Origin of the sequence: Ramlibacter sp., assembly GCF_028292805.1 — a bacterium.
Classification (GTDB): domain Bacteria; phylum Pseudomonadota; class Gammaproteobacteria; order Burkholderiales; family Burkholderiaceae_C; genus Ramlibacter.
Map to the genome: position 1 here is coordinate 1 of NZ_JAQGLS010000265.1, position 6098 is coordinate 6098.

10 protein-coding genes are annotated in these 6098 nt (G+C 69.1%); 1 reads left to right on the plus strand and 9 read right to left on the minus strand.

Translation table 11 applies throughout. The features are described 5' to 3' along the window. From JWP65_RS16310 to JWP65_RS16335, 6 genes are all read right to left on the minus strand, one after another. The coding region (locus JWP65_RS16310) for an AMP-binding protein (RefSeq protein WP_299765603.1) at positions 1 to 731 on the minus strand (731 nt) is incomplete at its 3' end. 7 nt (positions 732 to 738) lie between these two features. Beyond that, positions 739 to 1140 (minus strand): hypothetical protein, encoded by a 402-nt coding sequence (locus tag JWP65_RS16315; protein ID WP_299765605.1) that lies wholly within the window; start codon positions 1138 to 1140, stop codon positions 739 to 741. Positions 1141 to 1153: 13 nt separating this feature from the next. Then, entirely contained in the window at positions 1154 to 1441 is a 288-nt protein-coding gene (locus JWP65_RS16320) for a phosphopantetheine-binding protein (protein ID WP_299765607.1), read from the minus strand. Further along, on the minus strand, positions 1438 to 1827 hold the full coding sequence (locus JWP65_RS16325; RefSeq protein WP_299765609.1) for a hypothetical protein: 390 nt from the start codon (positions 1825 to 1827) through the stop codon (positions 1438 to 1440). The genes JWP65_RS16320 and JWP65_RS16325 overlap by 4 nt, the downstream gene beginning before the upstream one ends. 347 nt (positions 1828 to 2174) lie before the next feature. Further along, positions 2175 to 3503: an argininosuccinate synthase gene (gene argG / locus JWP65_RS16330; RefSeq protein ID WP_299765611.1), complete on the minus strand. Its 1329-nt coding sequence runs from the start codon at positions 3501 to 3503 to the stop codon at positions 2175 to 2177. A 10-nt stretch (positions 3504 to 3513) separates the two neighbouring features. Beyond that, positions 3514 to 3831 carry a pyrimidine/purine nucleoside phosphorylase gene (locus JWP65_RS16335; protein ID WP_299765613.1) on the minus strand — a complete coding sequence of 106 codons (318 nt, stop codon included), beginning with the start codon at positions 3829 to 3831 and terminating at the stop codon, positions 3514 to 3516. Between the two features lie 137 nt (positions 3832 to 3968). On the opposite strand from JWP65_RS16335, the gene JWP65_RS16340 reads away from it, so the two are divergent. Continuing rightward, the gene (locus JWP65_RS16340) at positions 3969 to 4448 is read left to right on the plus strand and encodes a hypothetical protein (protein WP_299765615.1); all 480 of its coding nucleotides are present in this window, start codon (positions 3969 to 3971) and stop codon (positions 4446 to 4448) included. Here JWP65_RS16340 and JWP65_RS16345 read toward each other — a convergent pair. The 3 genes from JWP65_RS16345 to JWP65_RS16355 form a co-directional block, all read right to left on the minus strand. Next, entirely contained in the window at positions 4379 to 5173 is a 795-nt protein-coding gene (locus JWP65_RS16345; RefSeq protein WP_299765616.1) for a glycine zipper 2TM domain-containing protein, read from the minus strand. The genes JWP65_RS16340 and JWP65_RS16345 overlap by 70 nt on opposite strands. 95 nt (positions 5174 to 5268) lie before the next feature. Beyond that, complete coding sequence (locus JWP65_RS16350) at positions 5269 to 5622, minus strand: arsenate reductase (RefSeq protein WP_299765618.1); 354 nt, start codon at positions 5620 to 5622, stop codon at positions 5269 to 5271. A 38-nt stretch (positions 5623 to 5660) separates the two neighbouring features. Further along, on the minus strand, positions 5661 to 6098 hold a 438-nt coding region (locus JWP65_RS16355), incomplete at its 5' end, for a hypothetical protein (RefSeq protein ID WP_299765620.1).

Genomic DNA, 6098 nt, shown 5'->3' on the forward strand with positions numbered 1-6098 from the left:
GCGCGCAGGTGCAGCGGCGTGGCGATCCAGGCGGCGGGGCCACCGGCGAGCGCCAAGGCGGCGTGGACGTCCAGCGGCAGCAGCGGCCGCCGCTCCACCACCGGAATGCCCGTCAGCAGCGGCAGCAGCACCGACGTCTCGAAGCCGAACATGTGCTGTGGCGGCACGCTGGAGACGATGGCGCGCCACGCGGCCAGGCCACCTTCGACCAGCGGGTCGAGCCGGGCGGCGAGCGCTTGCGCGCCGGCCAGCAACTGGGCCCAGGTCTTGAACTGCGGCTGCGGCGCGCCGGTCGTGCCCGAGGTGTGCAGGCAGACGCTGGGCCGCGCCGGCTCGGGCGGCCAGGCCAGCGCCGCCGCATCCGGCAGCGTGGCTGGCACCCGCGGCAGGTAGACCAGGCCGCGGGCCCGGGTGAAGGCAAACGGCTGCAACAGGGTTGCGTCGTCCACCACCACCAGGCAGGCCTGCTGGCCATCGAGCAGCGCGGCCAGGTCGGCCGGGCCGCCCGAGGGCGGCAGCAGCTGCAGGCAGCCGCGCCGCAGCGCCGCCAGCGTGGTGACGAGAAAGGCTAGTCGGGTGTTGCAGAGGTTGCAGACGGCCAGCGCCGGATCGAGCCGGGCGGCCAGGTCGGCAGCCGCGGCGTGGACTTCGTGCCAGGTCCAGTCGCGGGCGCCGCCGATCACGGCTGGGCGGTCCAGGTGCGCGGGCGCTCGCGGCCCCGGGTGGGTCATGCCGTTCTCATTTGCCGTCGGGCCGCCGGGGGCGCCAGACGCGCAGGGTGTCCTGCAGTTGCTGGCGCAACCCGGGGAAGCGGTGGCCGGGCAGCAGCCGCGGCCGCCACCGGTGTTCGCCGATGAACAGGACGGCCGTGCCGATCCAGGCCAGCGCGCCCAGCCACGGGGCCGCGCGGCCGAACACCAGGCACAGGACTGCCATCACGACGAAGTAGCCGCACCAGATGGCCGTCAGGCGCCGCGTGTAGCGCGCCATCGCGGCCGGCAGCTGCGGCTCACTGAGCCGCGCGATGCGGGTGATCAGGGGTTCGCGGCCGGCCCGCAAGGTCAGGCCGAAAAACAGCGCGAGCCATCCGAGCATCAGGAACGCAATGGCGCGCCAGGCGCTGGCAAGGTCGATCGCCATGCGCCACTGCCGCTCAGGCCTGCGCCCGTGCGGCTCCGATGTGGGCGGCGAGGCTTTCCAGCGACCCGAAGATGACCTCGTTGTCGGGGTTGTCGGCCTTGAGCTTGACGCCGTAACGCTGCTGGATGATTAGCGAGATCTCCAGCATGTCGAGCGAGTCGAGGTCCAGCCCGCCGCCGAACAACGGCGCGGCCAGGTCGACCGTCTGCGCGTCGACCTCCTCCAGGTGAAGGCCCTCGACCAGCAGCACGGCGAGCTCTCTCGCCCCGACCGCCGTGCGATCGCCCAGGGACAGGGTCATGATGCGGACAGCTGCGCGTTGATGCCGCGCGTGAGGTTCTGGATCCAGCCGTTGTAGTTCTTGTGGATATTGCCGTCCTTTTCGTCCAGGCCGGTGCTGGAGCGGTACTTCACGCTGTAGCTGCGAGAGTTGTACGGGATCTCGACCACTGCCATGTGGCCGCGCAGCTGCAGCGTGCCCATCAGCTTGTTGGGGCCGTCGTCGCGCATCTGCCAGCCGAGCGTGCTGCCGGCGCGCAGGATGGCGCCGCGGACCTGCTCGTTGGACAGCGGCGTGCCCGAAGCGGACGTGACCGGCGCGTCGCTGACGTTCTGGATCGGCATGGTGTTGCAACCGGCCAGGGCCAGGGCAAACACGAGGGCGGCGAATTTGGCGGAATGGCGCATGGATCTCCTCCTGAGGATTTTGGTCTTTTCTCGATCTGCGATGCAAAGCCACGCCGCGCCGGCGGCGCTCCATGGATGAGACGGCGGTGCACCAAACGCGGGCGGGCTCGATTTTGCCCGACCGTGCAGGCGCCCATCAAGCGGTGTTACGCCGCACGGCCGATAAACAACAACGCACCGGACCCTGTGCCGCCAAGGTGGTGGTGGCCTTCAGCTCTCCACGCGGGCCGGTGATTGGCGGCTGCTTCTGGGTGGCCGGGAACACGGCCTTGTGATGACGACGCCTGGCCTGCACGGCTGGATGCCCGTCATTTCCCAGCGTCGCGGGAAATGACCGGGGCGGCCTGTCAGTCCTTGCCCAACGACGGCAGCGGCGCATCGCCACCCGTCACCAGCAGCCCCGCCCGCGCATACACGCCCAGCTTCTCCCTGGTATCGGCGATGTCCAGGTTGCGCATGGTCAGCTGCCCGATCCGGTCGCGCGGCGAAAAAGCGGAATCACCCTTTTCCATCGTCAGTCGTTCCGGGTGGTACGTCAGGTTCGGCGACTCGGTGTTCAGCAGCGAGTAGTCGTTGCCGCGCCGCAGTTCCAGCGTCACTTCGCCGGTGACGGCGCGCGCCACCCAGCGCTGCGCCGTCTCGCGCAGCATGATGGCCTGCGGGTCGAACCAGCGGCCCTGGTACAGCAGCCGGCCCAGGCGCCGCCCGTTGTCGCGGTACTGCTCGATGGTGTCTTCGTTGTGGATGCCCGTTACCAGCCGCTCGTAGGCGATGAACAGCAGCGCCAGGCCGGGCGCCTCGTAGATGCCGCGGCTCTTGGCTTCGATGATGCGGTTCTCGATCTGGTCGCTCATGCCCAGGCCGTGGCGCCCGCCGATGCGGTTGGCTTCCAGGATCAGTTCGACCGGGTCGTCGAAGGTCTGGCCGTTCAGGGCGACCGGCTGGCCCTCCTCGAAGCGCACGCTCACGGTCTCGGCCTTGACCTCGACTTCGTCCTTCCAGAACGCCACGCCCATGATCGGGTTGACGATCTTGATGCCGGACTGCAGGTGCTCCAGGTCCTTGGCTTCGTGGGTCGCGCCCAGCATGTTCGAGTCGGTGGAGTAGGCCTTCTCGGCAGACATCTTGTAGCCAAAGCCCGCCGCGGTCATGAAGGCCGACATCTCCGCGCGGCCGCCCAGTTCGTCGATGAAGGCCTGGTCCAGCCAGGGCTTGTAGATGCGCAGGCTCGGGTTGGTCAGCAGCCCGTAGCGGTAGAAGCGCTCGATGTCGTTGCCCTTGAAGGTGCTGCCGTCGCCCCAGATGTTGACGTCGTCCTCCTTCATCGCGGCCACCAGCATGGTGCCGGTGACAGCGCGGCCCAGCGGCGTGGTGTTGAAGTAGGTGATGCCCGCGGTGGAAATGTGGAAGGCGCCGCATTGCAGCGCCGCGATGCCTTCGTGCGCCAGCTGCTTGCGGCAGTCGATCAGGCGCGCCTGCTCGGCGCCGTATTCCATGGCCTTGCGCGGGATCTCCTCGTAATCGGGTTCGTCCGGCTGGCCAAGGTTGGCGGTGTAGGCGTAGGGGATCGCACCCTTCTTTTTCATCCAGTGCAGCGCGGCGCTGGTGTCGAGGCCGCCGGAAAAGGCGATGCCGACCTTCTGGCCCAGGGGGAGGTTTTCGAGGATGGTGCTCATTGGGTGCCGATCAGCCGAAGTGGCAGATGTAGTGGTAGGCCTGGTCCACGCGGATGTCGAAGCTGGAGTTGGCCGGCACGCTGAATTTGTCGCCGGGACCCGACTTGCTCCAGTCGTTGCTGCCGGCCAGCTTGTATTCGCAGGCGCCGGCCACGCATTCCATGATTTCCGCGACGCCGGTGTTGAAGGTCAGCGAGGCGGGCAGGACCACCCCCAGCGACTTCTTCGTGCCGTCGGCCAGCGTGATGCCATGGCTGACGCACTTGCCGTCGAAGTAAACGTTGGCGCGCGTCGTCACGGCGACGGCCTCGAATTGGTCGGTGGTCATGAAGTGGCCGGTTGAGGGAAACCCGCGATTTTAGGCGACGGCGTCCGGGCTGAATCCGGATCGCCCCCGGCTGCGTATCCAGCGCAGCAGAATGAGCCACCCATGACGCCTTCCGACCCGACTTCGAACTGATCGCGTTGGTCGCCGCCGTGGGCGAACGGCTCGCGACGATGCCCGCCGCTGTCAGCGCGAACAGGCGCTGCGCGCGCTGTACGACCGCACGGCCGCCAAGCGGTTCGGGCCTGGCGGTCAAGATGGTTGGCAACCGCGAATGCGGCGAGGACGTGCTGCGGCGGCCTTCTGCAGCAGCAGGGCTGCAGCTGGCGCGGCAGAACACCGAACCGGCGGCGCAGCTGCGGGCGCAACCGGACATCCGCTATGTCTTTGTGCCCCATGACGACAGTGCCACGCCGACCATGCTGGTGACCTTGGACCCCAAGCACGGCATGCTGACCCTCAAGCGCGTGGGCGGCTTTCCGCAGGCGCCCGAAATGAAGCAACGGCCTTCGTGGAGGCCGTTGCTTCATGCCCGCGGGGCCGCAGTGGCTCAGCGGCGACGATGGTGGTGGCCGCCGAAGCCAAAGCCCAGGCCCAGTGAAATGCCGATCGGCGGATAGGCGCGGTACACCGGATAGGCCGGATAGGCCGGGTAAGCGGAATAAGCCGGGTACACCGGGTACTGCGAGTAGACGATCGGCGCCGGCGCCACCGGGATCGCCACCTGAGCCTGCTGCACGTAGGCCGGCTGTGACTGGATGTAGCTCTGGACCTCGGGCTGCACCTGCACCGGCGGCGCCACCACGACCGCGCCGCCGTACTGGGCGACCGCGCTGCCGTACTGGCCGCCCTGGCCCATCTCGGGCTGGCGGTAGTCGGAGGCGCCGACCGGCGACACGTTCAGGCGGATGGTGGGGCCCGGGTCGTACGGCATCTGCACGTTGTGGCGGCGGCCGGCGTAGTCGTAGGTCACGTTCCAGGCGACGGTGCGGTTTTCGTACGAGGTCTGGGTCGAGCACTGCGCCACGTTCTGCACGTGCTGCGAGCCTTGCGCTTCCACGCTGTTGCCCAGCAAGGCGCCGCCGAGGGTGCCGGCCACCATGGCCGCGCCGCGGCCGCTGCCGCCGCCGAACTGGCTGCCGATGGCAGCGCCGGCCAGGGCGCCGATGATGCCGCCGGCGCCCGACGGCTGCTGCTGCACCAGCATGGGCTGGTTGTGGCAAACCTGGCGCGGCACGGCCACCTGCTGGACGATCGGGGTGCTGGAAACGACGTGGCCGACTTCCTGCGCGGCGACGCCGATGGCCGTGAGGCCAAGCGCGGCGAAGACGAGGGTATGTTTCATGGCGAGAACTCGCTGGGACAGAATGCGCAAATTTTAGGCAGCGGCGGGGCCGGGCGCCAGCCTTTACGTTAAATCCGGCGTAAACACGGTCCAGCTCAGGACTTTTGCCGCTTTTGCCAGCCACCGGCGTCGAACCCGACCGACACCTGGCCCGATTCCCACTCCACCACCGGCCGCTTGATCACGCTGGGCTGCGCCAGCATCAAGGCGCGGGCGCCAGCGCGCTCGGCGGCCGCCGCCTGCGCCGCCGGATCGAGCTTGCGCCAGGTCGTGCCTTGCCGATTGAGCAACTTGTCGCCGGCCTGGTCCATCCAGCCATCGAGCCGCTCGGGCGGAACCCCCTGCTTTCTGAAGTCGTGGAACACGTGCTCCACGTGGTGCTCGGCCAGCCAGTGGCGGGCCTTCTTGACGGTGTCGCAGTTCGGGATGCCGTAGAGGGTGATTGCCATGCGGGCAATGATAGGACGGCCGCAACGCTGCGGCCGGATCAGTTGGCGGCGTCCGGCGCGCGCGCCTTCACGCTGGGCTGGGTGGCCGGCTTGGTCGGCTGCTTCACGTCGGCGCTGGGGGCTGCGGTCCCCAGTTTCTCGCTGGCGATCGGCGCTGCTGCACCGGCCCTGGTCAGCTGGCCCTGCGGCTGCCCCGAGGGTGCCGCTTGCCAGGTCGACGCCTGGATACCACCGAGCGGATCGATGGGCGTGGCCGGATGCACGGCCCATCCCTGCGCTGCCGCACGGGTGCGCCAGCGCGTGGCGACAGCGTCCATGGAGGCTGCCAGCGCCACTTCCGCCCGCTGTGCTTCGCTGACAGCGGGCAGCGCGCTGCTGGCGGGCGCCGCGTTCGGCGCAGCCGCGGTGGAACCGGCAGCGGCCGGTGTGGGCGTGGCTGCGGCCTGCGTCCCGGTGGAGCCGGCCGCGGTGCCGCC